This is a genomic window from Nocardioides sp. AN3 (assembly GCF_054653495.1).
The window spans coordinates 274,946-296,476 of sequence record NZ_BAAIGC010000001.1 but is presented as its reverse complement, the minus strand read 5'-3'; the positions used below and the strand labels follow the sequence as shown (position 1 = coordinate 296,476).

Below are 21,531 nucleotides of genomic sequence, written 5' to 3'. Positions count from 1 at the left end.
GCCCGCCGCATTCCGTCTGTCGATCTATGCCGCGGATCCGAGTCAGTCACGTGCTCGGATCCGCGGCACAGATGGCTTCGATCCGAGACGGTTCAGCCGGCCTCGGTCAGCCGCCCGCGAACGGTGGCAGGAACTCCACGGACTGACCCGGCGCGACGAGCACGGTCGCGGGATCGAGGCGCTTGACCGGGCGATCGTCGACGAGGGCCGAGCAGACCTGGAGCACGTCGGAGAGCCGGCTGTCCGGGTGGAGCTCGACGGCGCGGCGTACGACCTCCGAGAGAGGCAGCGCCGACTCGACCTCCAGGTCGTCCTGGGCGACGCCGGCAGCGGCCTTGGCGGCCGCCCAGTAGCGGATCCTGATATGGCCCATCTCACTCCGTTCAGATGCTCGACATGTGTCGTGCCGATTTCGGTAGTATGCGCGGACGATCAACTCACCGGGACTCAACGTTGCGTCTTGGTGCTCCTCGAACCGCTCCTGAAACTTCCCGGAGGTCGGCCATGAGCACCCTTCTTCTGCTGACCAGCGCCCTGCAGCCCTCGGTCGAGGTGCTTCCCGGCCTGTCGCTGCTCGGTCACTCCGTGAAGATCATGCCCGCCGAGGGCAGCGCGCTCCTCGAGGCACCGGACTCGGACCTCCTGCTGGTCGACGGTCGTCAGGAGCTGGCGCAGGCGCGTGACCTGTGCCGTCTCATCCGCACGACGGGGACCGACGTGCCCGTGCTCCTCATCGTCACCGAGGGTGGCCTCGCGGTCGTCTCCCACGACTGGGGCATGGACGACGTCGTGCTCCACACCTGCGGACCGGCGGAGCTCGAGGCGCGCATCAAGCTCGCGATCGGCCGCCTCGGGGCGCAGCGCGACGCCGCCGACCCCGAGGCTCACGTGATCCGCTCCGGCGAGGTCGTCGTCGATGACGCCACCTACACGGCGAAGATCGGCGGCCGGCCTCTCGACCTGACGTTCAAGGAGTTCGAGCTCCTCAAGTTCCTCGCCCAGCACCCCGGCCGGGTCTTCTCCCGCCAGCAGCTGCTGCAGGAGGTGTGGGGCTACGACTACTTCGGCGGCACGCGGACCGTCGACGTCCACGTCCGCCGGCTGCGCGCCAAGCTCGGCCCGGAGCACGAGACGCTCATCGGCACCGTCCGCAACGTGGGCTACCGGTTCGTCCTGCCGAGCAAGTCAGCCGAGTCGGACGCGCGGCTCGTGACTCCCCGCGTCGAGGCTGACGCCTGACGTCGTACGTCGATCCCGGAGGCGTCTCCGCCGGGCTGGCGCCCGAGGCCGGGCGCCCGTCCCTAGGCTGAGCGCGTGGAGGACGTGCTCGCCATCGCCCATGAGGCCGAGGCCGTCGACGGCGTCGCGCCGCTCGATGAGGCCACCCTGCTGACGGTCCGGCACCGCCCGGACCGGGTGCGGGCGTGGACCGAGCCCGACGGGTTCGCGCTGCTGATCGGCGATGAGGTCTCGGTCGTCGTGCGCCCCGGGGCCCGCGGGCGCGGGATCGGCAGTCGGCTGCTCACCTCGCTGCTCGAGGAAGAGCACGCAGGCCAGGCGCTGGTCGCCTGGTCACACGGCGGCTCGCCGGCGGCCGAGTCGCTCGCCGCCTCCCACGGCTTCCGGCCCGCTCGCGAGCTGTGGGTCATGCGCCGCCCGGCTGGCGACCTCCCGCCGATGCCGACGCCTCCGGACGGCGTCGAGCTGCGGGGGTTCCGGCCCGGTGATGAGGAGGAGGTGCTGCGCGTCAACGCCGCCGCCTTCGCCCACCACCCCGAGCAGGGCGATCTGTCACTGGACGGGCTGCGCGAGCGGATGGCGGAGCCGTGGTTCGAGGCCGACGGCCTGATCGAGGCCTGGTCGGGGTCGACGTTGCTGGGCTTCCACTGGACGAAGCGTCACTCGAGTGAGCTGGGCGAGGTCTACGTCGTCGGCATCGACCCGTCCACCCAGGGCCGGGGCCTCGGCCGGCTGCTGACGCTCGCAGGCCTGCACCACCTCGCCGACGTCGCCCAGGTGCATCTCTACGTCGAGGCCGACAACGTGGCGGCCGTGCGGCTCTACTCCGGGCTGGGGTTCACGCATGCCGCCAGTGACACGCACGTGCAGTACGCGCGGCCGTGAGTCTCCAGGTTCCTCTGCCGCGATCAGTGCTCGGTGGCGGCGCCGGGGACAGCGCCCGGTTCATCGTCCATGAAGGAGAGGTCAAGGTGGTCAGCGCTACGGCTCTGATTGATGCGGTGTGGGCCATCAACGCCCGCGGGGACGCCCGCGGCGGCGTGCAGGACGTGCATTCCGCGCGCGACCGGGACCACGACCTGGTCACAGCCAAGTGGAGCCGGGCCGAGGAGGCATGGAACCGCGTCGACCGCTCGGAGGATGAGATCGCGGCTGATCTCCTGGAGCAGTTGGAGTTGGCCTGACGGCGTCGGGCGCTGTGGGCGTGTCCACCGCCGGCCAGCCTCACCGCATCAGACGCCGGTCAGAGCACTGAAGAGGTGCTGCCACTTCGTGAATGGATTCACAAAGTGGCAGCGCCTCTTCAGTGCTCTTGAGCGACCCACCTGGTACGGCCAGGCGAGCGTCGTTCGCGGCCCGATCTGATGGCCGAGCCGATGCGTGGGTGACAATGGCGGAGCTCGCCGGCCATTGACCATCCCCATGGTCGACGAGGCGGGTCGAATGCACAGCTCCCGCCCACCATCGAGCAGTGGGCCAGCCCCGGCTCGTAGCGTCCGCCACATGGAGATCACCGGCCGCGAGGCGGCGCGCCGCATCAGCGAGCGACACCTGCTGAGCCGCCGCGAGAGCCAGCGGGTCGTCAGTGCCGGCCTGGTCGGGCCGGGGCGTCGGCTCGGCAGTGCCCTCCTCTACGACGCGGACGCCGTCGATGAGCTCGTCAGCCGTCCGATGTGCGCCACCCAAGTCCTCGACCGATGGATGCCCTTTGTCGGACGCCTCTGTCGGTGGCGTCGAGTCGACGTTTGCCGGACCTGGCAGGAACAGTCCGAGACCGCCCGCGGTGGGTGGTATCTGACGACCTTCACGTTGATGCAGGCGCGGAACGGCTACACGCCGGGACGATGCGCGTTCGTCGGGACGATCGGGGGCTTCGCTGCTTTCGCGGCCGACATCGTCGGTGTTCGCCAGCACCACGGCCCTTTCAGCCTGACGCCCGGACGGCCGCGCCCGCCCTGCGACTTCGACCTCGAGCCGCCGGGCGACTGGTGGGACGAGATGCAGGCCAGCTGGATCCCCATGAAGAACGGCGCGACGTCGTGCATGTGGGGACAGCCGACCTCCTCCCCGCTCACGCTCGGCGGGCGCCCCATCGACTGGTTGCGCGCCGACGCACTCGATCGCGCGCGTCAAGCTGAGGAAGCCGAGCGGACCAGCTCGACCTGGGCCCTCAGAGACGCGGCCGCACGTGCAGGCCGACCTCGGGATCCACGATGACCTCCTGCGCGGCGGGCATGCCGTCCACGACGAGGTCGGCGTTCAGCGGGACGTTGCGCTTCAGCAGCCCTAGGGCGATCGGCCCGAGCTCATGGTGACGAGCCGACGAGCCGACGAAGCCGACCTCGCGGTCCCCGAGGAGCACCGGCGAGCCGGCGGCAGGAAGCCGGTTCTCCGACCCGTCGAGATGCAGCAGCGTCAGGCGGCGCGGCGGCCTGCCGAGCGTGTGGACGCGCGCGACGGTCTCCTGGCCGCGGTAGCAGCCCTTGTCCAGGTGCACGGCCGGCAGGAAGCCTTGGTCGCCGGGGAGCCACCCGACCTCGTTCGGGATCGTGCGGTGATCGGTGTCGACGCCGAAGCGAGGCTCTCCGCGCGCGATGCGCAGCGCGTCGAAAGCCCACAGCCCGGCGGCCGGGCCGGCCGCCTCCGCGAAGGACATCAACTGGTCACGCGGCACGAACATGTAGCCCGACGGCCGCCAGACGACCGCGACGTCGTCCGGCATCGAGATCGTGACGTCGGACCAGAACTTCATCTTCTCCAGATAGCCCGCGAGCGGCTCGCCCTGCCCCGGCTCGGTCCACGCGGTGAAGGCCGTCCCGTCGTCGACACCGGCGAAGTGATGCTCGACGTGCCCCTGCGGCGACAGCACGAGCGCGGCGGTCCACTGCCCCGGAGCCAGACCTTCGAACGCCTGGGAGGTCAGCGAGTGGAGCCACGTCAGCCGGTCGGGTCCGGCGATCACGACGACGTCGCGGTGGGAGAGATCCACGAAGCCCTCTCCCGAGGCCAACGTGCGCTGCTCGCCGTTGAAGGAGCCGTAGTGCGCAGCGACAGCGGCGTCGACGCCGTCCGCCGCAACCGCTCCGGGCAGTGCCATCAGCGGGCTAGTGCTGGTGCTCATGGTGGCCTCCTTCGGCTCCTTCGGTCGGCGCAGGGCACTGCGGTGTGTGCTGGCCGAAGATCGTGAGATGGGCGATATCGAGCAGGAACCCGTGATCGCCCCGCAGCCGTTCGACGAACTCCTGCGCCTCCACCTCGTCAACCGAGATCACCTCTCCGCAATTCCGGCACGTGAGGTGGAAGTGGGTGGGGCCACCGGTGACGGAGTGGTACGTCGGAGCGCGGTCGCTCAGATGCAGATGCCGGACCAGGCCGAGCTCCTCGAGGACCTCGAGGGTGCGGTAGACGGTCGAGATGTTGATGGCCGTCGACTGGGTCGAGACCTCGGCGAAGATCTCATCGGGCGTCGCGTGCTGCAGGCGCTCGACGGCGGCGAGGATGAGCTCACGCTGCGGAGTGAGACGGTATCCCTGCGCTCGGAGCCGTTCCCTCCAGTCGCCCTCCTCGGCCGCCATCGTGGTCACGCTCGCTGCAGCCGCGCCCACAGGTGCGGCTGGAGCGCCTGACCCATGGCGGCCATGTCGAACGCGTAGAGAAGGTCGCCCTCGACGTTGCCGTAGAGGCGCTTGCCGCCGGCGTACTCCTTCGCGGTCTCGGTGCGGGCGACCGCGTCGGTTGCGATCTCGAGCTTGCCGCCGGAGGCGTCGCCGTACCAGATCTCGGCGAACCCCGTGGGGTGGGCGAGCACGAGCTCGACCTTCGCCTCACGGGCGCTCTCACTCGGCCTGCACCGCAGGAAGCCCGTCTCGAGGGCGGCGTTGCGCACGAACTGCCCGTCCTCGTCGACGATCCACGCCCGCGAGAAGTAGTGGAAGAACGGCCGCCCGTCGTGGGTGAAGATCAGCTCCTGACCGAACTGGAAGCCGTCGATCGTCGGGTAGTCGCCGTGCCCGTTGCCCCGCCACGTCCCCAGCAACCACGCCACGGGACCGCAGTCGGGGTGCAGGTTGTCGGGAATCTCGAAAGCCACGGTGCGCCAGTCTAGTGTCAGGCCCCGTGAGGACCCTCGTCGTGAAGTGCACCGCCGGGGCCGAGGAGGCCGAGCGCGCCAACCAGGCCTTCACCGTGGCCGCCGCAGCAGCCGCCGCGGGGGCGACCGTCAGTCTGTGGCTCACCGGGGACGCTGCCTGGTTCGCCGTGCCCGGCAAGGCCGCACTCGACCTCGAGCACGCCACTCCGCTCGCCGACCTGCTCGACCTCGTGCTGACGTCGGGCAGCGTCACGGTGTGCAGCCAGTGCGCCGTGCGCCGGGGGCTGACCGAGCCCGACCTGGTGGACGGCGTCGTCATCAAGGGAGCGGCCGTCTTCGCCGAGGAGATCCTCGGTGACGACGTCCAGGCGATCGTCTACTGACCCCGGTCTGGATGCCGGTCTGGATGCTGGCCGCATCGGCGCTGACGCGGGCGGTCGGCCGATAGGATCAGCCGGAAATGGACCAGCCCCAGAACCCGTCCGACCGCCGGTGGTTCCGCCGCTCGGGCAGTGAGTCGACCGCACCGGCGCCGCAGTCCCCGACGCCGCCTGCCGGTCGGCCCCCCACGCGACCGCAGCGTGGACAGGCCACCGCGCAACAGGAGGCTGCGCAGTCGGCGAGCGCGCTGGCGGACCTCGAGGCTCGTGCGCGGGCGCAGACAGCGGCCGCCGACGCCGCAGCGCGGCTGCGTGCCCTGGCCGAGCAGGCGGCCGCCGCGCAGGCAGCCGAGCGGATCGCCGCGGACGAGGCGGCTGCGGAGGCCCGGCGGATCGCCGAGCAGTCCGACCGGGCGGCCCACGAGCACGCGACGGCGGCCGCCGCGGCACACGAGGCTCGCGCCGCAGCCGAGGCTGCTCTGGAGGAGGCGGCCCGCCGGCACGCCGAGGCACAGGCGTCAGCCGCGGCAGCCCAGACAGCCCGCCAGGAGGCCGAGGAGCGGGCAGCGGCTCAGGCAGCGGCGACGGAGGAGGCCGTACGCCGGCACGCCGACGCCGTCGAGATCGCGGACCGTCGGGAGGCGGAGCTGCGGACCCAGCTCGAGGAGCTGACGGCTGCGCGGAGCAAGGCCGAGGAGGCCGCCCGCGCCCTGGCCGGCGTCGCAGCCGCGAGCCAACAGGCCCGCAACGACGCCGAGGCGGCGGCAGCCGAGCGAGCCGTCGAGGCCGCCGGCGCCTACGAGGCCCGGCAGCGGGCCGAGGAGTCCCTGACCGCGGCCCACGCAGACACGGAGCAATGGCTCCGTCAGCAGGCGGAGGAGGCCGAGCAGCGTCTGCGTGAGCAGGCGGAGGCCGCAGCCGCGGCCCACGAGGCGCGGGTGGCCGCGGAGCAGGCGGCGGCCGAGCGCGCCGCGGAGGCGGCCTCGGCGCAGGAGGCGCGGACGGCGGCTGAGCGCGCGCTGGCCGAGGCGCGTGAGAAGGCGGACGCCGAGCTGGCCGAGGCGCGTCGGGAGGCTGAGGCAGCGGTCGCGGCCGCGCACGAGCGGGCCCGCAACCTCGTCGACGCCGCCCGGCAGCAGACCGAGCAGACCGTCGCGGCCGCTCGCCGCGAGGCCGAGGACGCGGTCGCCGCGGCTCGCCAGCAGACCGAAGAGACCCTCGCAACGGCGCGCGCCGAGGCCGAGGCGACGGTCGCGGCCACCCGGGAGCAGTCTGAGGCGGCGATCGCCGCCGTACGCGACCAGGCCGTGCAGGCGGTCGAGCTGGCCAAGACCGAGGCGGATGCCGCCGTCGCTGCCGCCCGCACCGAGGCGGAGCAGACCATGGCGGTCGCTCGGACGCAGGCCGAGGACGGTCTCAACCAGGCGCGCCGGATCGCTGAGGCAGCGTCGGCGAGCTCGTCAGCCGCCCACGCCGACGCGGACCGGCGGGTCGCCGAGCACACCCAGATCCGCGCCCACCTCGAGCAGCTGGCCGCCCAGCACCTCGAGGCCGCGACGACCGCGCACGAGGCGCGCAGCGATGCCGAGGCCGCCGCACGGACGAGGGCGGAGGAGGCGACGACGGCGTACGACGCCAGGATCGCCGCTGAGCAGGCGCTCGCCGCGACGCAGGTCCGGGTGGCCGCGCAGCTGGAGGCGCAGGCCGCGGAGACCGAGAGGCTGCTGGGCGAGCAGGCGGACGCGGCGTCGGCCGCGCACCGGGCGCGGGTCGCCGCCGAGGACTCTGCCGCCGCTCTCGCCGCCGCGGCTGCCGCCGCGAACGAGGCGCGCGCCGAGGCCGAGTCCAGCGCTGCGGCGGCCGCCGCCCGCCGGGAAGAGGAAGTCGCCCGCGCCACCGCCGAGCGTGAGGAGGCCGTCGCCCGAGCCACCGCCGAACGTGAGGAGGCGATGGCCGAGGCTCATCGCATCCGCGAGGAGTCGATGGCCGAGGCCCACCGCGTCCGCGAGGAGGCTCTGGGCGCTTCGGCGGCGGCACGCGAGGAGGCTGACCGGCTCGTCGCCGAGCATGCCAACGCCCGGGCGGAGCTCGAAGAGGCCAGCGCCGCCCGGCTCACCGAGGTGCTGGGCGCGCACGAAGCCCGGCTGGCGGCCGAACAGGCGGCAGCGACACGGGCCGACGAGGCGACGGGGGCTCACGAGGCCCGCCTGCGCGCCGAGGAGGGTGCTCAGCGGCATGCCGACCTCGCGGCACAGGCACATGCCGATCGCGAGGCCGCCGAGCAGGCGGCCCGCGAGCGCGCCGAGGAAGCCCGTCGCGCCCAGGAGCAGCGCCAGGCGGCCGAGCAGGCAGCCGCCGAGGCGCATGCCGCGCGCATCGCCGCGGAGCAGAGCGCGAACGAGCATGCCGCCGCACGCCAGGCGGCCGAGGAGGAGGCCCGCCGGCAGGCGAACGACGCGCAAGCGGCGCACGAGCTGCGCACGCGCGCCGAGACGATGGCGCAGACGGCGGCTGCGGCGGCCGAGTCGGCGCATGCCCTGCGGGGTGAGGCCGAGTCGGCGGCTCACCAGCAGGCGGTCTTCGCGCAGCAGTCGTCCGAGGCGGCGCAGGCAGCGCTGCAGAAGGTCGAGGAGCAGGCCGAGGTCGCCCGGATCGCCCATGAGACGGCCGAACAGGCCCACCAGGCTCGTGCCGCGGCGCTGGCCGACGCGCACAAGGCGGCCGGGAAGGTCATGGAGGCGTTCAACGCGCGTCTCGAGGCCGAGGAGGCGGCGATCCTCGCTCAGGCCGCTCGGGACGCAGCCGAGCAGGCGGCGACCGCGCAGGCAGAGCGGACCCGGGAGTCCCAGCGCCTGCTGGAGGAGGCCGAGGCGCGCACCCGCGAGGTGCTCGCCGAGCTGGACGCGGCCCGGGCCGAGACCGCCGAGGCACACCGCCTGCGCGCGGAGGCAGAGGAGGCGGCCGCCCAGCGGGCCATCGACCGGCAGGCGGTCGAGTCGTCGATCCGGCACAACACCGAGCTCGTCGAGACCGCACTCCAGGAGCGGCTCGTCGCCGAGCGCCGGCTCGCCGACATCGCCGCCGAGCTGGTGACGCTGCGCGGCGCCGTCGTGAACGCGCTGCGCGAGAAGGGCTCGCGCCGCACCCTCGCGGCACTCCAGGACGCCGCCCAGGCGGTGGCCGCGCGAGAGCCCGAGGGCGCCCGCGCCCCGGACCAGATCGGCTCCCTCCCAGTCGCGCCGTCGGCGTTCGAGCCGACCCGGGTGGACGAAGACGCGCCGCCGCCCGGCATCGGCGAGGCGCAGCATGCGTGGATCCGCAGCGAGTGGGCCCGGGCGGATGCTCGCCGCGAGGAGGCAACCGAGGCGGCAACCGACAGCGAGGCGACGAGCGCCGGCCGACACAGCACCAGCACACAGGGCACCAGCACACAGGGCACCGGCACACAGGGCACCGGCACACAGGGCACCGGCACACAGGGCACCGGCACACAGGGCACCGGCACACAGGGCACCGGCACACAGGGCACCGGCACACAGGGCTCCGGCACACAGGGCTCCGGCACACAGGGCTCCGGCCCTCAGGGCTCCCCCACCACTCCACGGGAGCCCGCACCAGCGACCCAGGCGAGCCCGCAACCGGCTCGCGAGGTCGTCGTACGCTCCTTCGCCGCCGTCGGGGCCGAGCAGGTGACCGTCACCGAGGACGGAGTCCTCGGGGTGACCCGCGGCGGGCGCTCGCACTCGTTCGACCTCTACGACCGAGCCACCGACCTCCGGATCATCGGCAAGCCCGGCCAGCGGCGGTGGCGGGTGGAGCTCTCGCGTCCGGGGACCCCGGCCGTCGTCCTCGACGGCAAGCAGGTCGACGCCGAGGCGCTCACGCGCGAGCTGGCCCGCTGGCGGCCCGACATCGCGCGCCGCTGAGCGGTCGTCGCCGACCCGAGGAGACACCCTCCGTTCACTCGCGAGTGGGACAATCGAGCGCATGACGCTCGAGCCTGCGACCGACCCCGACCTCGGAACGGTGGAGACGTTCGACGTCGACCCGCCCTACGTCCCCGATCACGAGGCGCTGGCGGCCGTGGAGAAGTTCGACGACCGGTTCCTCGACCGGGAGCTGTCGTGGCTCCACTTCAACCAGCGGGTCCTGGAGCTGGCCGAGGACCCGACGCTCCCCCTGCTGGAGCGAGTGCGGTTCCTCGCGATCTTCACCTCCAACCTCGACGAGTTCTTCATGGTCCGCGTCGCCGGCCTCAAGCGCCGGATCGCCGCCGGGCTCGCCGTACGCGCTGCCTCCGGGCTCATGCCGCGCGAGGTCCTGGAGCTGATCTGGCGCACCACGCGCGAGCTGTCCGAGCGCCACGCGAGGACGTTCTCCGACCAGGTCGTGCCGGCCCTGTGGAAGGAGGGCATCGAGCTGGTCCGCTGGGACGACCTCACCGCCCCCGAGCAGAAGACCTGCAAGAAGCTGTTCAAGGAGCGGGTCTTCCCCATCCTCACGCCGCTCGCCGTCGACCCGGCGCACCCGTTCCCCTACATCTCCGGGCTCTCGCTCAACCTCGCCGTGCTCATCCGCGACCCGAAGACGGGCAAGGAGCACTTCGCCAGGGTCAAGGTCCCGTCCAACCTGACCCGCTTCGTGGCCGTCGGCAACGACCGGTTCGTGCCGCTCGAGGACATCATCCGCGAGCACCTGAAGAAGCTCTTCTCGGGCATGGAGATCCTCGAGGTGCACACGTTCCGGGTCACCCGCAACGAGGACGTCGAGGTCGAGGAGGACGACGCCGAGAACCTCCTGGCCGCGCTGGAGAAGGAGCTGCTGCGGCGACGCTTCGGCCCGCCGGTGCGCCTCGAGGTCGAGGAGTCCATCTCCGACTCCGTGCTCGAGCTGCTCGTCTCGGAGCTCGACGTCTCCCCCTCGGAGGTCTTCCGCCTGCCCGGCCCGCTCGACCTGCGCGGCCTGCACGCGATCGCCGACATCGACCGGGAGGAGCTGAAGTATCCGGCCTTCCTGCCGACCACCCACCACCGGCTCGCGGAGTTCGAGTCGGCGGCGCCCGTCGACGTCTTCAAGGCTGCCCGGCGGCGCGACCTGCTGCTGCACCACCCCTACGACTCGTTTGCGACCTCGGTCCAGCGGTTCATCGAGCAGGCGGCGGCCGACCCCCACGTGCTGGCGATCAAGCAGACGCTCTACCGCACGTCGGGCGACTCCCCCATCATCGACGCCCTGATCGACGCCGCCGAGTCGGGCAAGCAGGTGCTCGTGCTGGTCGAGATCAAGGCGCGCTTCGACGAGCAGGCCAACATCCGCTGGGCCCGCAAGCTCGAGCAGGCCGGCTGCCACGTCGTCTACGGCCTGGTCGGTCTGAAGACCCACTGCAAGCTCGCGATGGTCGTGCGCGACGAGGGCGCGTACGGCGGCGGCATCCGCCGCTACACCCACATCGGCACCGGAAACTACAACCCCAAGACGTCGCGACTCTACGAGGACTACGGGCTCATCACGACGGATGAGGCGATCGGCGAGGACGTCGCGCACCTGTTCAACAACCTGTCAGGGTGGTCGCGCGACGCGACGTACGACCAGCTGCTGGTCGCCCCGGACACCGTCCGCACCGGCCTGGTCGAGAACATCCACGCCGAGATCGCGCACCACCAGGCGGGTCGCCCCGCCCGGATCCGGATCAAGGCGAACTCGATCGTCGACGAGGCGGTCATCGACGCGCTCTACCTGGCCGCCCAGGCGGGAGTGCCGGTGGATCTGCTGGTCCGCGGCATCTGCGCGCTGCGCCCGGGCGTCCCCGGGCTGTCCGAGACGATCACGGTGCGCTCGGTGCTCGGCCGCTTCCTCGAGCACTCGCGGCTCTTCTGGTTCGCCAACGGCGGCGCACCGACCGCCTGGATCGGCTCGGCGGACCTCATGCACCGCAACCTCGACCGTCGTGTCGAGGTGCTCGTGCGGCTTCCCCTCGAGGACCACGTGCGCGGGATCGGCGAGCTCTTCGACCTGGCCTTCGAGCCGACCACCAACGCCTGGATCCTCGACGCCGAGGGCTCCTGGACGCGCAACGACGGCCCCGTGGACCTGCAGGAGACGCTCATCGAACAGCAGCGCCGGCGGCGGCCGGCCTGAGCAGGCCTTTCGGCGACGTCAGAGCGAGAAGAGCGCCTTCAGGATCTCGTACGCCGCAGCGGCAGCCAGGCCCGCCGCCGGGAAGGTCAGCACCCAGGCGGTCACGATGTTGCCCGCGACCCCCCAGCGGACGGCGGAGAAGCGCTTGGTGGCGCCGGCACCCATGATCGCGCTGGTGATGGTGTGGGTCGTGGAGATGGGGGCCTGCCAGACGTACGCCGTCGTGTAGAGCACCGCCGCGCCCACCGACTCGGCCGCGAAGCCTCGCGCCGGGTCGACGTGGATGATCTTGCGGCCGAGCGTGCGCATGATCCGCCAGCCGCCGGAGTAGGTGCCCAGCGAGATGGCACCCGCCGAGCAGACGATGACCCAGATGGGGAGCGAGTCGGTCGACTCGGCGTACCCGGAGGCGACGAGCGCGAGGAAGATGACACCCATCGTCTTCTGCGCATCCTGGAGACCGTGTCCCAGCGCCAGCGCGGAGGCCGAGAGCGTCTGCGAGGCGCGGAAGCCTCGGAAGACCTTGGCGGCGGGTCGACGGCGGAAGATCCACATGATGGCGAGCATCACCAGGAACGCCAGGGAGAAGCCGACGATCGGCGAGGCGATCATCGGGATGATCACCTTGTCGAGGATGGTCTGCCAGTGCACCGTGGCGAGGTCAGGCCCGGCGGCGATGGCCGCCCCCACCAGTGCCCCGATGAGGGCGTGGGAGGAGGAGGACGGCAGGCCGAAATACCAGGTGATGAGGTTCCACGCGATCGCGCCGAACAGGGCGGCGAGCACGATGATCAGCTGATCCTGCGTGTCGTCGCCGGCGATGGAGAGGGTGTCGGCGACCGTGTGGGCGACCTTCTGCCCGAGCAGCGCGCCGACGAAGTTCATCACGGCGGCCAGGGTGAGCGCGATGCGCGGCGTCAGCGCCCGGGTGGAGACCGAGGTGGCGATCGCGTTGGCGGCATCGTGGAAGCCGTTGGTGTAGTCGAAGGCGAGCGCCACGACCACCACCGTGATGAGGATGGCGAGATCCATGGTGGTGCTCAGGACTCCTTGAGGGCGATCTGCTCGATGGTGTTCGCGACCCTCTCGAAGCCGTCGATCGCGGCCTCGAGGGCCTCGACGATGTCCTTGAGCTTGAGCACCTCGACCGCTTTGAACTCGCCCGAGAAGATCGTCGCCAGGATGCGACGATGGTTGCGGTCGCCCGCGTTCTCGAGCCGGTTCACCTCGATCCAGTATTCCTCCAGCGACTTCATCGACTGCAGGTTGGGCATCGCCGCCGCCGTGAGGTCGGCACAGCGCTGCAGCACCTGCACCTGGTCGGACAGCTCCGGCGGGAGGACCTTGACCTCGTAGACGCTGATCATGTCCACGACCTCGTCCATCAGGTCCATGATGTCGTCGAGCCCGGAGCCGAGGGAGTAGATGTCCTCGCGGTCGAACGGCGTCACGAACACCGAGTTGACCCGCCGCACGATCGCGTGGGTGGTCTCGTCGGCGGCATGCTCGGCCTCCCGCATGCGGCGCGCGACGTCGGCGTGGTCGGCGCCATCGGCCAGCATCTCCGCCAGCAGCGCGGCCCCTGTGACGAGGTGGAGCGCCGACTCGGTGAAGAGGTCGTAGAAGGTCGTGTCGACCGGGCGGATGCGCAAACGCACGAAGAGCTCCTGGGCAGGCGGAGACGAACGGGCTCCAATCTAGGGGAGCCTATCCACGCCGACACAACCGGCAGGCGCGCGGGGGTAGTTCGGGACGTTTCCCGCGGTCTACTCGTCGGTAACAGTCGGAAACGTCCCGAACCACCCCAGTGGCGCCGGTCTAGCCGAAGCGGCCGGAAATGTAGGCCTCGGTCGACTCGCTGTCGGGGTTGGTGAACATCTTCTTGGTCGGGTTGAACTCGACGAGGTGACCGGGCTGGCCGGCGGCCTTGAGGTTGAAGAAGCCGGTGTCGTCGGAGACGCGCGCCGCCTGCTGCATGTTGTGGGTCACGATGACGATCGTGTAGCGGTCCTTGAGCTCGTGGATGAGGTCCTCGATGGCCGCGGTCGAGATCGGGTCGAGGGCCGAGCACGGCTCGTCCATGAGGAGGATCTGAGGCTCGACGGCGATCGCGCGGGCGATGCAGAGCCGCTGCTGCTGACCGCCGGAGAGGCCCATGCCGGGCTTGTTGAGGCGGTCTTTGACCTCGTTCCACAGGTTGGCGCCACGCAGCGACTTCTCGACGATGGCGTCGGACTCGGCCCGCTTGAGCTTCTTGGAGTTGAGGCGGTTCCCGGCGAGGACGTTGTCGTAGATCGACATGGTCGGGAACGGATTGGGCCGCTGGAAGACCATGCCGACCATGCGCCGCACCTCGACCGGGTCGACGGCGGGGTCGTAGAGGTCCTGGCCGGCGACGGCGATCTTGCCCTCGACGCGGGCACCGGGGATCACCTCGTGCATCCGGTTGAGCGTGCGCAGGAACGTCGACTTGCCGCAGCCGGAGGGGCCGATGAAGGCGGTCACGGCCTTCGCCTTGATCGTCATGTTGACGCCCTCGACGGCCTTGAAGTCGCCGTAGTAGATGTTGACGTCGCTGACGTCGATGCTCTTGGCCACTGCTCTTTTCTCCCTTTCAGCGCCCTGGCCGGAATTCAGCGCCCGGTTTTGGGGGCGAAGATCTTGCTGACGATGCGTGCGACGAGGTTGAGCACCATCACGATGACGATGAGGATGAGCGCGCCGCCCCACGCACGGGCGTAGCCGTCGGGCGTGGCCGTGCTGTACTGGGTCATGATGAAGACCGGGAGCGTCATCACCCGGCCATTGAACATGTTGGTGTTGACGGCCTCGTAGGTGCCGACGGCGACCAGCAGGGGCGCCGTCTCGCCGATCACGCGCGAGATGGCCAGCACGATGCCGGTGATGATGCCGCCGAGCGCGGTCGGGATCACCACCTTGACGATCGTGCGCCACTTCGGGACGCCGAGGGCGTACGCCGCCTCCCGCAAGTCGTTGGGCACGAGCCGCATCATCTCCTCGGCGGATCGCACGACCGTCGGGATCATCAGCAGCGACAGGGCGATCGAGCCCATGGCGCCCATGCGGGTGCCGACGCCGAAGATCAGCGTGAACAGGGCGAGGGCGAAGAGGCCGGCGACGATGGACGGGATGCCGGTCATGACGTCGACGAGGAACGTGATGACCCGCGCCACGCGGTTCCTCTTGCCGTACTCCACCAGGTAGATCGCGGTGAACAGGCCGATCGGCACCGAGATGATGACGGCGCCGAGCGTGATCAGGAGCGTGCCGACGAGCGCGTGGTAGAGCCCGCCGCCCGCCTCGAGCTTGCCGGTGACCGGGTCGAGCCGCTGGACCATGTCGTGGGTCAGGAAGGTGGCGGTGATGACGGGGATGCCCTTGGTGACGACCACCCAGATCAGCCAGATCAACGGGACGAGCGTGACCGCGAACGCCGCCCAGATCACCGACGTGACGAACCTGTCCGTCGCGGCACGCCGGTTCTCCACGATGGCGGACCAGACGGGCAGGGCCACGACGGCGAGGAGACCGCCGACGATCGCGAAGGCCACGAGGCCCCAGCCCAGCAGGAGGGCCGCAAGGCCGGAGGCCGCGAAGGCGAGGACGAGCACGAGCGCCGGCGCGTACGCCGGCAGGCGAGCGCCGTAGAGGTCGCTCTCGGTCCGGGTGAGCTCGACGCTGGTCACTGGTGCCCGCCCTCGTTGCGACCCGCGACGTAGCGGGCGACGAAGTTCACCACGAAGGTGAACAGGAAGAGCACCAGGCCGGTGGCGAGGAGGACGGTCTGGATGCGGACGTCCTCGGCCTTGTAGTTGGAGGCGATGTTGGAGGCGATGGTGGCCGGGTTCGTCGAGGAGATCAGGTTGAGCGTCACGGTCGGCGTCGCGGAGAGCACCATCGCGACCGCCATCGTCTCCCCCAGCGCCCTGCCGAGGCCGAGCATCACGGCGGCGACCATGCCCGAGCGGGAGTGCGGGAAGACGGAGTAGCGGACCATCTCCCAGCGGGTCGCGCCGAGCGCGAGCGCGGCCTCCTCGTGCAGACGGGGGGTCTGCGCGAAGACCTCACGCGAGATCGCGGTGATGATCGGGATGCACATGATCGCCAGCACCACGCCGGCGACGAGGATCGTGCGGCCGGTCGCCGAGGCCGGCCCGTGGAAGAACGGCAGCCAGCCGAGGTGGTCGTCCAGCCAGCGCTGCACCGGCTGGGAGGCCACGGCCAGGGAGCGGGCACCCCAGAGGCCGAAGACGACCGAGGGCACCGCGGCGAGCAGGTCGATGACGTAGGCCACCGGGGTCGCGATGCGACGCGGCGCGTAGTGCGAGATGAACAGGGCGAGCGCGAAGGAGAACGGCACCGCGATGATGAGCGCGATGACCGCAGCGAGCGTGGTGCCGAAGAGCAGCCGGCCGACGTACCCCCAGAAGTTCGTCGACGACGGGCCGTAGATGGCCGCGTCCTCGGAGAAGCCCGGCAACCCCTTGATGAAGAGGAAGACGAAGACGGCGGCGAGCGTCACGAGGATCGTCAGGCCCGACGCCAGCGCGACGCGCGAGAAGACCTTGTCCCCCCGCCCGAACTTCACCCCGGTGTAGGGACCCGGGATCATCGGCTCGGCCGTCTCCAGGTCTGGTGGTGTGATGCTCACTGCTCTCCCTGTGCGAGCCTGACGGCTCGGACTTCTGTGTGCCGCAGCGGCGGGGCCTCCTCAGAGTCCCCGCCGCTGCCCGGCGGTCGTGTGCCGATGGTGTTACTTGGCCTGGATCTTGTCCAGGATCGCCGTGGCCTTGGCGGCGACCTCAGTCGGAAGCGGCGCCGACTTGGCGTTCGCCGCGGCGGCCTGCTGGCCGGGCGCCGAGACGATGTACTTGCCGAAGCCCTTCACGATGTCGGCGGTGGCCTTGTCGCTGTAGGTCGGGCACGCGATGAAGTACGACGCCAGGAAGACCGGGTAGACCGACGGGTCGGTCGACGTCCGGTCGATCGTGTAGACGAGCTGGGTGTCGCCGGCGCCGTCGGCGACCTTCGAGGCGGCCAGGCCAGCGGCCGCACCGTCGGCGGACGGGGCGACGAACTGCGAGCCGACCTTGACCGACACCTTGCCGAGCTTGGTGGCGGCCACGGCGCTGTCGTCGGCGTAGCCGATCGTGCCCTGGCCGTCCTGGATCGCGCCGACGACGCCCGAGGTGCCCTCGGCCGACTCACCGCTCTGGACGGGCCAGTCGCTGCTGTGCTCGGTCTTCCACGCACCGCCGCTGGCCTGGTAGAGGTAGTCGGTGAAGTTGTCGGTGGTGCCCGAGGAGTCGGAGCGGTGCACCGGCGAGATGGCGGTGTCGGGCAGCTGAACGCCGGAGTTCTGCTGCGCGATCGCCGGGTCGTTCCACTTCTTGATCGTCCCGTTGAAGATCTTCGCGATGGTCGGCGCGTCGAGGCTCAGCTTGTCGACACCCTGCAGGTTGAAGGCGATGTCGATCGGCGAGATGAACACGGGGACCTCGATCGGCGCGGAGCCGCCGCAGGCCTGCGTGGCCTTCGACATGTCGGCGGCCGGGATCGCCGAGTCGGAGCCGGCGAACTTGTAGGCGCCCGAGTAGAAGTTGTCGCGACCGGTGCCGGAGCCGACCGGGTCGTAGGTGATGGTGGCGTCGGGGTTGTCCGCACTGAAGCCGGCACGCCAGGCCTCCTGGGCCTTCTCCTGCGCGGAGGAGCCGCCGGCGGCGACCTTGCCGCTCAGGCCCTTGGCGGAGCCGCTGCTGCTGGTGCCACTGCTGCTGTTGTCGGACCCACCGCCGCAGGCGGCAAGCGAGAGCGCCATCGTCGCGACGGCGACGCCGGGCACGATCACCCGGCGGAAGGAAGTGATGGTCACTTCAGAATCTCCTGTGTTCTGCGGACGTTCTTCTTTGTCTCGTCAGCCAACGTAGGGAGCCGAGGTGTCGGGACGGTGGGCCAAGGTGAACGAGGCGTGAACTCGGAATGCCGGATTGGCGACGGGGCGTGACCCGGCACACGGACAACTGATGAAATCGCCGCCTGGGACCTTGACGCAGGCCCCGGAGGTGCGCTCAGCGCGGCCCGGTCGGGGGACCGTCGCCCGGTCGGGGCTCAGTGCCGCTCGAGGGCGACCACTCGACCATGCCGGAGGTGCACCACCAGCATCTCCCCCTTCGCCAAGCCGGGGTCATCGACACCGAGCGCCCGGAAGATCGCCGGCAGCACCGGCCGATGGCTGCACACGAGCGTCGGACCGACCTCGGCCAGGGCCGCGACCGCGTCACGCACGACCTTGCGCACCTTGCGGGGCCGGGCGCCCTCCTCGGTGAGGACGTCGAGCAGCTCCGGCTCGGTGCCGGTGGCCCGACAGAACGGCGCGACCGTGTCGGCGCAGCGGGTGCTGCTGCTCGCCATGACCCGGCGGACGTCGTACGCCTCGAGCACCGGGACCAGCCGCTCGGCCTGCCGGCGCCCGGCCTCGACCAGCGGACGGCACTGGTCGTCACCCCGCCAGGCGCCGCGGGGGTAGGACTCGGCGTGCCGCAGCACGATGACGGTCTGGGTCCGCTTGGGTCGCTCGAGCGCCTCGGCGAGCGTGTCCCGGTCGTGGGGGTAGGTGAGCAGCTGCGCCGCCTTGTCGACCGGCACCCAGGCGACCTCGTCGATCTCGCCGTTCGCGACGTAGCCGCTCACGTCGTCAGAGCCGACGACGCGCGCGAGCCAGTAGTGGACCGTCTTGCGGCCCTTCGTGGTCGGGTAGTGCTGCTGGCGGAGCGGTCGTCCGAGGCGAACACGCAGGCCTGTCTCCTCGTGGACCTCGCGAACGGCGGCCGCCGTCACCTGCTCGTCGGGGTCGAGCTTGCCCTTGGGAAAGGACCAGTCGTCGTACTTCGGGCGGTGGACCAGCAGGACGTCTCGCCCGGGCCGAAGGACGACGGCACCGGCCGCGAGGATGTCCCCCCGCGCACCCGAGGCCGGGCTGGAGCAAGCCATGCCGCTTAGGGTAAGCGGTCATGCGAAAGAGGGCGGCAACGACGGTGGTCGCAGCGGCTGTCGTCCTGGTCCTGGCGGCCTCCGCGCTGGTCGGGGTCCGATGGTGGCGCGAGGCCCACCGCAGCGGGCTCGAGAGGGCCGTCGCGCTCGTCCCGCGCGACGTGCAGCGCTACTCGTGGACCGACTGGGCCGGCGTACGCCGTGCGCTGCACGCACCGGAGACCGAGCATCCCAGCGGGGCGGCCGTCGACGCCTTCCTGGCCAAGGGGTACGACGCCGACCTGGCCTCCGCGTCGGCGATGGTGAGCTCCGCCGGAGCGCTGCAGTCGCGCTTCGGGTTCTCGCCCGCCACGGTCGAGTGGGAGCTCTTCGCCCAGTCCGACTCGGGGGCCCTCGTCGTGGTGAGGCCCCGGTCGACGGACGGGGTCGAGCGGGCGCTGTCACGGGCGGGGTTCCACCGCGGCGCTCAGGGCGTCTGGAGCGGTGCCGACGCGGTCGCCCGGCTGGGGATCACGCCGGAGTTCGGCAACGTGGCCGTCCGCGACGGCCGGATCTATGCCAGCGACTCGGCCGACTATCTGGACGAGGTCGTCAACGGCTCCGGGTCGGATGCCGCGGGACCGGACGACGCCGTCTCCCGCGTGGTCGACGCCGTCGGCGACCCGGTGTCGGCCGTCGTGTACTCCGGCGACTACGCCTGCGGGCATCTCGCCATGAGCCAGGCCGACGACGTGGACCAGGCACAGGCGGCCCAGCTCATCCGGCAGGCCGGCGGGGTGGACCCGATGACGGCCTTCGCCATGGCTGACGACGCCGACCGGCAGGTGACGGTGGCACTCGCGTTCGACCGCCACAAGCAGGCCGTGCACGACGCGGACGCGCGGGCCGCCCTCGCGGCCGGCCCTGCCGTCGGGCAGGGTGGCGACTTCAGCGACCGGTTCAGGCTCGGGAGGGTCACCGCCGACGGGCAGGTGGTCACGATGCGGCTGCACCCGGTGAAGGGCGCGTCTGTGCTGTCGGACCTCTCGACCGGGCCCGTGCTCTTCGCGAGCTGCTGACGCCGCTGCGCCTGTGAGCGCTCTGCGCGGGCGCTAGTGCCCCTCGCCGTCGCGGGCGCGCGGCACGACCCCGAGGATCTCGTCGATCTCCTCGGTGCTCAGACGGTCCTCGGACTCGCTCGCTGCGATGATCAGGTTGGTGGTGAGCTCGACCTCGCGCAGCAGATCGCCGTCCTCGAGGGACACGTCGAACTGGTCGTGCATGTCACCTCCCACCCGTGCGCGTCGGACACCGAGCCGACCCGGTGTGTCTACCCAGACAAGCGTAGGTCGAAACACCAACGGATTCCCGCTTTGGGGTCGGGAGGGCCCCTCCTTTACCTCAAGCGGCGTACGGCGGGGTCCACCAGCGTGCAGAGGCCCCGCCCCGCAATGCGGGACGGGGCCTCGTTGACCGCGTGGCCGGCCTCAGCCGGCGACGGCGTCAGATCAGAGCGGACGAACGTTCTCCGCCTGCGGGCCCTTCGGGCCCTGGGTGACGTCGAACTCGACCTTCTGGTTCTCGTCGAGGGACTTGTAGCCGTTGGTCTGGATCGCCGAGTAGTGAACGAAGACGTCGTCGCCGCCGTTCTCCTGCGCGATGAAACCGAAACCCTTCTCGGCGTTGAACCACTTAACGGTGCCCTGAGCCATGTGCTCTTCTACTCCTTAGTCGGGGCGAGCGACCGCCACAGCGACGGCCACACATCAGATGCGGTGACACGTCGCTCCGACCTGTGGTGTCCCTCGCGGGGACGGACCCCGGTCGAGCACAGAGCAGAAACGCCGTTGGATCACAAACTCCGCAGGCGTCAGACCAGCTGGAACTTGCACCTGTTGCAGTCCAGACACTACCAATCGAACGCCGTAGTGGAAGAGTCCCGGTTCATGATTTCGAGACGGAGTCGTGAAGGTTGTGCGACAGGGACGTGACGCGGGCGCTACAGCGGTGCCGCTGGACGGCAGTGACGAGGGCCAGATCGACGCTCACGCGGGGCTGACGACGCCTCGCCAGCGCACCCGCCGAGGGCTTCTCCGCCGGCTGCGGCGGGCCCGGAACGGCCGGCCGCCCCGTGGCGCTCGCGAGCGCCCTGGCCGTCGTCGGATCGCTCACCGCTTCTCCGCGGTGGTCCAGACCACTCCCTCGCCCACGCAGGCTCAGCCTTCTCGTCGGAGCGGGATCTCGTCGGACCTGGACCTCGTCGCACCGGGACTTGCCCCGCCTTGCCCAGCCCCGACACTCGGCACCCGGCAGTGCAAGCGTCAGGGGCGGTCGCTCACCGGTTTGGACCGGTGGCGTGGACGACTCCTGCCTCCACGATCTCCGGGGATCCGCTCGCAGCACGGACCCCCTCGCAGCACGGACCCCCTCGCAGCACGGACCCTCTCGCAGCACGGACCCCCTCGCGCCACTGAAGAGACGCTGCCACTTAGTGAACGGGTTCACTAAGTGGCAGCGCCTCTTCAGTGGCTCTCCGATGGCGGCCGGCAGCGAAGACGGTCGAGCCCGATCTGCGCGGCGACCGTCCGGCAAGCGCGCGCACGACACACACCCCCGTGGCCGTCTGCGGTCGCTCGCGGCGCGGAGCGCCAGCAGCGCGGCCATCTGCGCCCGCTCACCACCAAACGCGCGGCC

General features: G+C 71.0%; 21 protein-coding genes. 8 read left to right on the top strand and 13 right to left on the bottom strand.

Annotated features, from left to right (window positions below; genetic code table 11):
* Positions 1-106: 106 nt before the first annotated feature.
* Positions 107-373, bottom strand: a complete 267-nt coding sequence (locus tag ACYQ1K_RS01315) for a MoaD/ThiS family protein (RefSeq protein ID WP_459980657.1) — start codon at positions 371-373, stop codon at positions 107-109.
* A 131-nt stretch (positions 374-504) separates the two neighbouring features.
* On the opposite strand from ACYQ1K_RS01315, the gene ACYQ1K_RS01310 reads away from it, so the two are divergent.
* The 4 genes from ACYQ1K_RS01310 (at position 505) to ACYQ1K_RS01295 (ending at position 3,456) form a co-directional block, all read left to right on the top strand.
* Complete coding sequence (locus ACYQ1K_RS01310) at positions 505-1,239, top strand: response regulator transcription factor (RefSeq protein ID WP_459980654.1); 735 nt, start codon at positions 505-507, stop codon at positions 1,237-1,239.
* Positions 1,240-1,314: 75 nt separating this feature from the next.
* Positions 1,315-2,124, top strand: coding sequence for a mycothiol synthase (gene mshD, locus ACYQ1K_RS01305; RefSeq protein ID WP_459980652.1), 810 nt, complete (start codon positions 1,315-1,317; stop codon positions 2,122-2,124).
* The gene (locus tag ACYQ1K_RS01300; protein WP_459980651.1) at positions 2,121-2,423 is read left to right on the top strand and encodes a hypothetical protein; all 303 of its coding nucleotides are present in this window, start codon (positions 2,121-2,123) and stop codon (positions 2,421-2,423) included. Before mshD ends, ACYQ1K_RS01300 begins: the two co-directional genes overlap by 4 nt.
* A gap of 319 nt (positions 2,424-2,742) precedes the next feature.
* Complete coding sequence (locus ACYQ1K_RS01295; RefSeq protein ID WP_459980648.1) at positions 2,743-3,456, top strand: hypothetical protein; 714 nt, start codon at positions 2,743-2,745, stop codon at positions 3,454-3,456.
* Here ACYQ1K_RS01295 and ygfZ read toward each other — a convergent pair.
* The 3 genes from ygfZ to ACYQ1K_RS01280 are packed head-to-tail and all read right to left on the bottom strand — an operon-like array spanning position 3,410 to position 5,329.
* Entirely contained in the window at positions 3,410-4,360 is a 951-nt protein-coding gene (ygfZ, locus tag ACYQ1K_RS01290) for a CAF17-like 4Fe-4S cluster assembly/insertion protein YgfZ (protein WP_459980646.1), read from the bottom strand. The genes ACYQ1K_RS01295 and ygfZ overlap by 47 nt on opposite strands.
* The gene (locus ACYQ1K_RS01285; RefSeq protein ID WP_459980644.1) at positions 4,344-4,814 is read right to left on the bottom strand and encodes a Fur family transcriptional regulator; all 471 of its coding nucleotides are present in this window, start codon (positions 4,812-4,814) and stop codon (positions 4,344-4,346) included. Before ACYQ1K_RS01285 ends, ygfZ begins: the two co-directional genes overlap by 17 nt.
* Positions 4,815-4,819: 5 nt before the next feature.
* Positions 4,820-5,329, bottom strand: coding sequence for a heme-binding beta-barrel domain-containing protein (locus tag ACYQ1K_RS01280; RefSeq protein WP_459980641.1), 510 nt, complete (start codon positions 5,327-5,329; stop codon positions 4,820-4,822).
* Between the two features lie 26 nt (positions 5,330-5,355).
* Here ACYQ1K_RS01280 and ACYQ1K_RS01275 point away from each other — a divergent pair, with 26 nt between their 5' ends.
* The 3 genes from ACYQ1K_RS01275 (at position 5,356) to ACYQ1K_RS01265 (ending at position 11,847) form a co-directional block, all read left to right on the top strand.
* Positions 5,356-5,712 (top strand): DsrE family protein, encoded by a 357-nt coding sequence (locus ACYQ1K_RS01275; protein ID WP_459980639.1) that lies wholly within the window; start codon positions 5,356-5,358, stop codon positions 5,710-5,712.
* A 77-nt stretch (positions 5,713-5,789) separates the two neighbouring features.
* The gene (locus tag ACYQ1K_RS01270) at positions 5,790-9,635 is read left to right on the top strand and encodes a coiled-coil domain-containing protein (RefSeq protein WP_459980638.1); all 3,846 of its coding nucleotides are present in this window, start codon (positions 5,790-5,792) and stop codon (positions 9,633-9,635) included.
* 61 nt (positions 9,636-9,696) lie between these two features.
* Positions 9,697-11,847, top strand: coding sequence for an RNA degradosome polyphosphate kinase (locus ACYQ1K_RS01265; protein WP_459980636.1), 2,151 nt, complete (start codon positions 9,697-9,699; stop codon positions 11,845-11,847).
* Positions 11,848-11,865: 18 nt separating this feature from the next.
* On the opposite strand, the gene ACYQ1K_RS01260 is transcribed toward ACYQ1K_RS01265, so the two are convergent.
* The 7 genes from ACYQ1K_RS01260 to ACYQ1K_RS01230 all read right to left on the bottom strand — a co-directional run bounded on the left by ACYQ1K_RS01260 (position 11,866) and on the right by ACYQ1K_RS01230 (position 18,858).
* A complete protein-coding gene (locus ACYQ1K_RS01260; RefSeq protein WP_459980635.1) occupies positions 11,866-12,879 on the bottom strand; it encodes an inorganic phosphate transporter in 1,014 nt (337 codons plus the stop codon).
* A gap of 8 nt (positions 12,880-12,887) precedes the next feature.
* Entirely contained in the window at positions 12,888-13,505 is a 618-nt protein-coding gene (locus tag ACYQ1K_RS01255) for a DUF47 domain-containing protein (RefSeq protein ID WP_459980633.1), read from the bottom strand.
* Positions 13,506-13,665: 160 nt separating this feature from the next.
* On the bottom strand, positions 13,666-14,445 hold the full coding sequence (gene pstB / locus ACYQ1K_RS01250; protein WP_459980631.1) for a phosphate ABC transporter ATP-binding protein PstB: 780 nt from the start codon (positions 14,443-14,445) through the stop codon (positions 13,666-13,668).
* Positions 14,446-14,480: 35 nt separating this feature from the next.
* A complete protein-coding gene (gene pstA / locus ACYQ1K_RS01245) occupies positions 14,481-15,554 on the bottom strand; it encodes a phosphate ABC transporter permease PstA (RefSeq protein ID WP_459980629.1) in 1,074 nt (357 codons plus the stop codon).
* Entirely contained in the window at positions 15,551-16,519 is a 969-nt protein-coding gene (gene pstC / locus ACYQ1K_RS01240; RefSeq protein ID WP_459980627.1) for a phosphate ABC transporter permease subunit PstC, read from the bottom strand. The genes pstA and pstC overlap by 4 nt, the downstream gene beginning before the upstream one ends.
* Before the next feature lie 102 nt (positions 16,520-16,621).
* Entirely contained in the window at positions 16,622-17,740 is a 1,119-nt protein-coding gene (pstS, locus tag ACYQ1K_RS01235) for a phosphate ABC transporter substrate-binding protein PstS (RefSeq protein ID WP_459980625.1), read from the bottom strand.
* 236 nt (positions 17,741-17,976) lie between these two features.
* Positions 17,977-18,858, bottom strand: coding sequence for an NUDIX hydrolase (locus tag ACYQ1K_RS01230; RefSeq protein ID WP_459980624.1), 882 nt, complete (start codon positions 18,856-18,858; stop codon positions 17,977-17,979).
* A 20-nt stretch (positions 18,859-18,878) separates the two neighbouring features.
* Between ACYQ1K_RS01230 and ACYQ1K_RS01225 the strand changes: the two genes are divergently transcribed.
* Positions 18,879-19,916: a hypothetical protein gene (locus tag ACYQ1K_RS01225; protein ID WP_459980622.1), complete on the top strand. Its 1,038-nt coding sequence runs from the start codon at positions 18,879-18,881 to the stop codon at positions 19,914-19,916.
* A 33-nt stretch (positions 19,917-19,949) separates the two neighbouring features.
* Here ACYQ1K_RS01225 and ACYQ1K_RS01220 read toward each other — a convergent pair whose 3' ends face one another.
* Both ACYQ1K_RS01220 and ACYQ1K_RS01215 read right to left on the bottom strand, forming a co-directional pair.
* On the bottom strand, positions 19,950-20,120 hold the full coding sequence (locus tag ACYQ1K_RS01220) for a hypothetical protein (RefSeq protein WP_459980621.1): 171 nt from the start codon (positions 20,118-20,120) through the stop codon (positions 19,950-19,952).
* 225 nt (positions 20,121-20,345) lie between these two features.
* On the bottom strand, positions 20,346-20,549 hold the full coding sequence (locus tag ACYQ1K_RS01215) for a cold-shock protein (RefSeq protein ID WP_114776160.1): 204 nt from the start codon (positions 20,547-20,549) through the stop codon (positions 20,346-20,348).
* Between the last annotated feature and the right edge of the window lie 982 nt (positions 20,550-21,531).

What these genes read in the sequence shown, in the direction of transcription:
- ACYQ1K_RS01220 (WP_459980621.1), bottom strand. Translation starts at nt 20,120, where the DNA reads ATGCACGACCAGTTCGACGTGTCCCTCGAGGACGGCGATCTGCTGCGC.
- ACYQ1K_RS01215 (WP_114776160.1), bottom strand. Translation starts at nt 20,549, where the DNA reads ATGGCTCAGGGCACCGTTAAGTGGTTCAACGCCGAGAAGGGTTTCGGT.
- ygfZ (WP_459980646.1), bottom strand. Translation starts at nt 4,360, where the DNA reads ATGAGCACCAGCACTAGCCCGCTGATGGCACTGCCCGGAGCGGTTGCG.
- ACYQ1K_RS01270 (WP_459980638.1), top strand. Translation starts at nt 5,790, where the DNA reads ATGGACCAGCCCCAGAACCCGTCCGACCGCCGGTGGTTCCGCCGCTCG.
- ACYQ1K_RS01225 (WP_459980622.1), top strand. Translation starts at nt 18,879, where the DNA reads ATGCGAAAGAGGGCGGCAACGACGGTGGTCGCAGCGGCTGTCGTCCTG.
- ACYQ1K_RS01260 (WP_459980635.1), bottom strand. Translation starts at nt 12,879, where the DNA reads ATGGATCTCGCCATCCTCATCACGGTGGTGGTCGTGGCGCTCGCCTTC.
- ACYQ1K_RS01230 (WP_459980624.1), bottom strand. Translation starts at nt 18,858, where the DNA reads ATGGCTTGCTCCAGCCCGGCCTCGGGTGCGCGGGGGGACATCCTCGCG.
- ACYQ1K_RS01310 (WP_459980654.1), top strand. Translation starts at nt 505, where the DNA reads ATGAGCACCCTTCTTCTGCTGACCAGCGCCCTGCAGCCCTCGGTCGAG.
- ACYQ1K_RS01315 (WP_459980657.1), bottom strand. Translation starts at nt 373, where the DNA reads ATGGGCCATATCAGGATCCGCTACTGGGCGGCCGCCAAGGCCGCTGCC.
- ACYQ1K_RS01295 (WP_459980648.1), top strand. Translation starts at nt 2,743, where the DNA reads ATGGAGATCACCGGCCGCGAGGCGGCGCGCCGCATCAGCGAGCGACAC.
- ACYQ1K_RS01265 (WP_459980636.1), top strand. Translation starts at nt 9,697, where the DNA reads ATGACGCTCGAGCCTGCGACCGACCCCGACCTCGGAACGGTGGAGACG.
- ACYQ1K_RS01285 (WP_459980644.1), bottom strand. Translation starts at nt 4,814, where the DNA reads ATGGCGGCCGAGGAGGGCGACTGGAGGGAACGGCTCCGAGCGCAGGGA.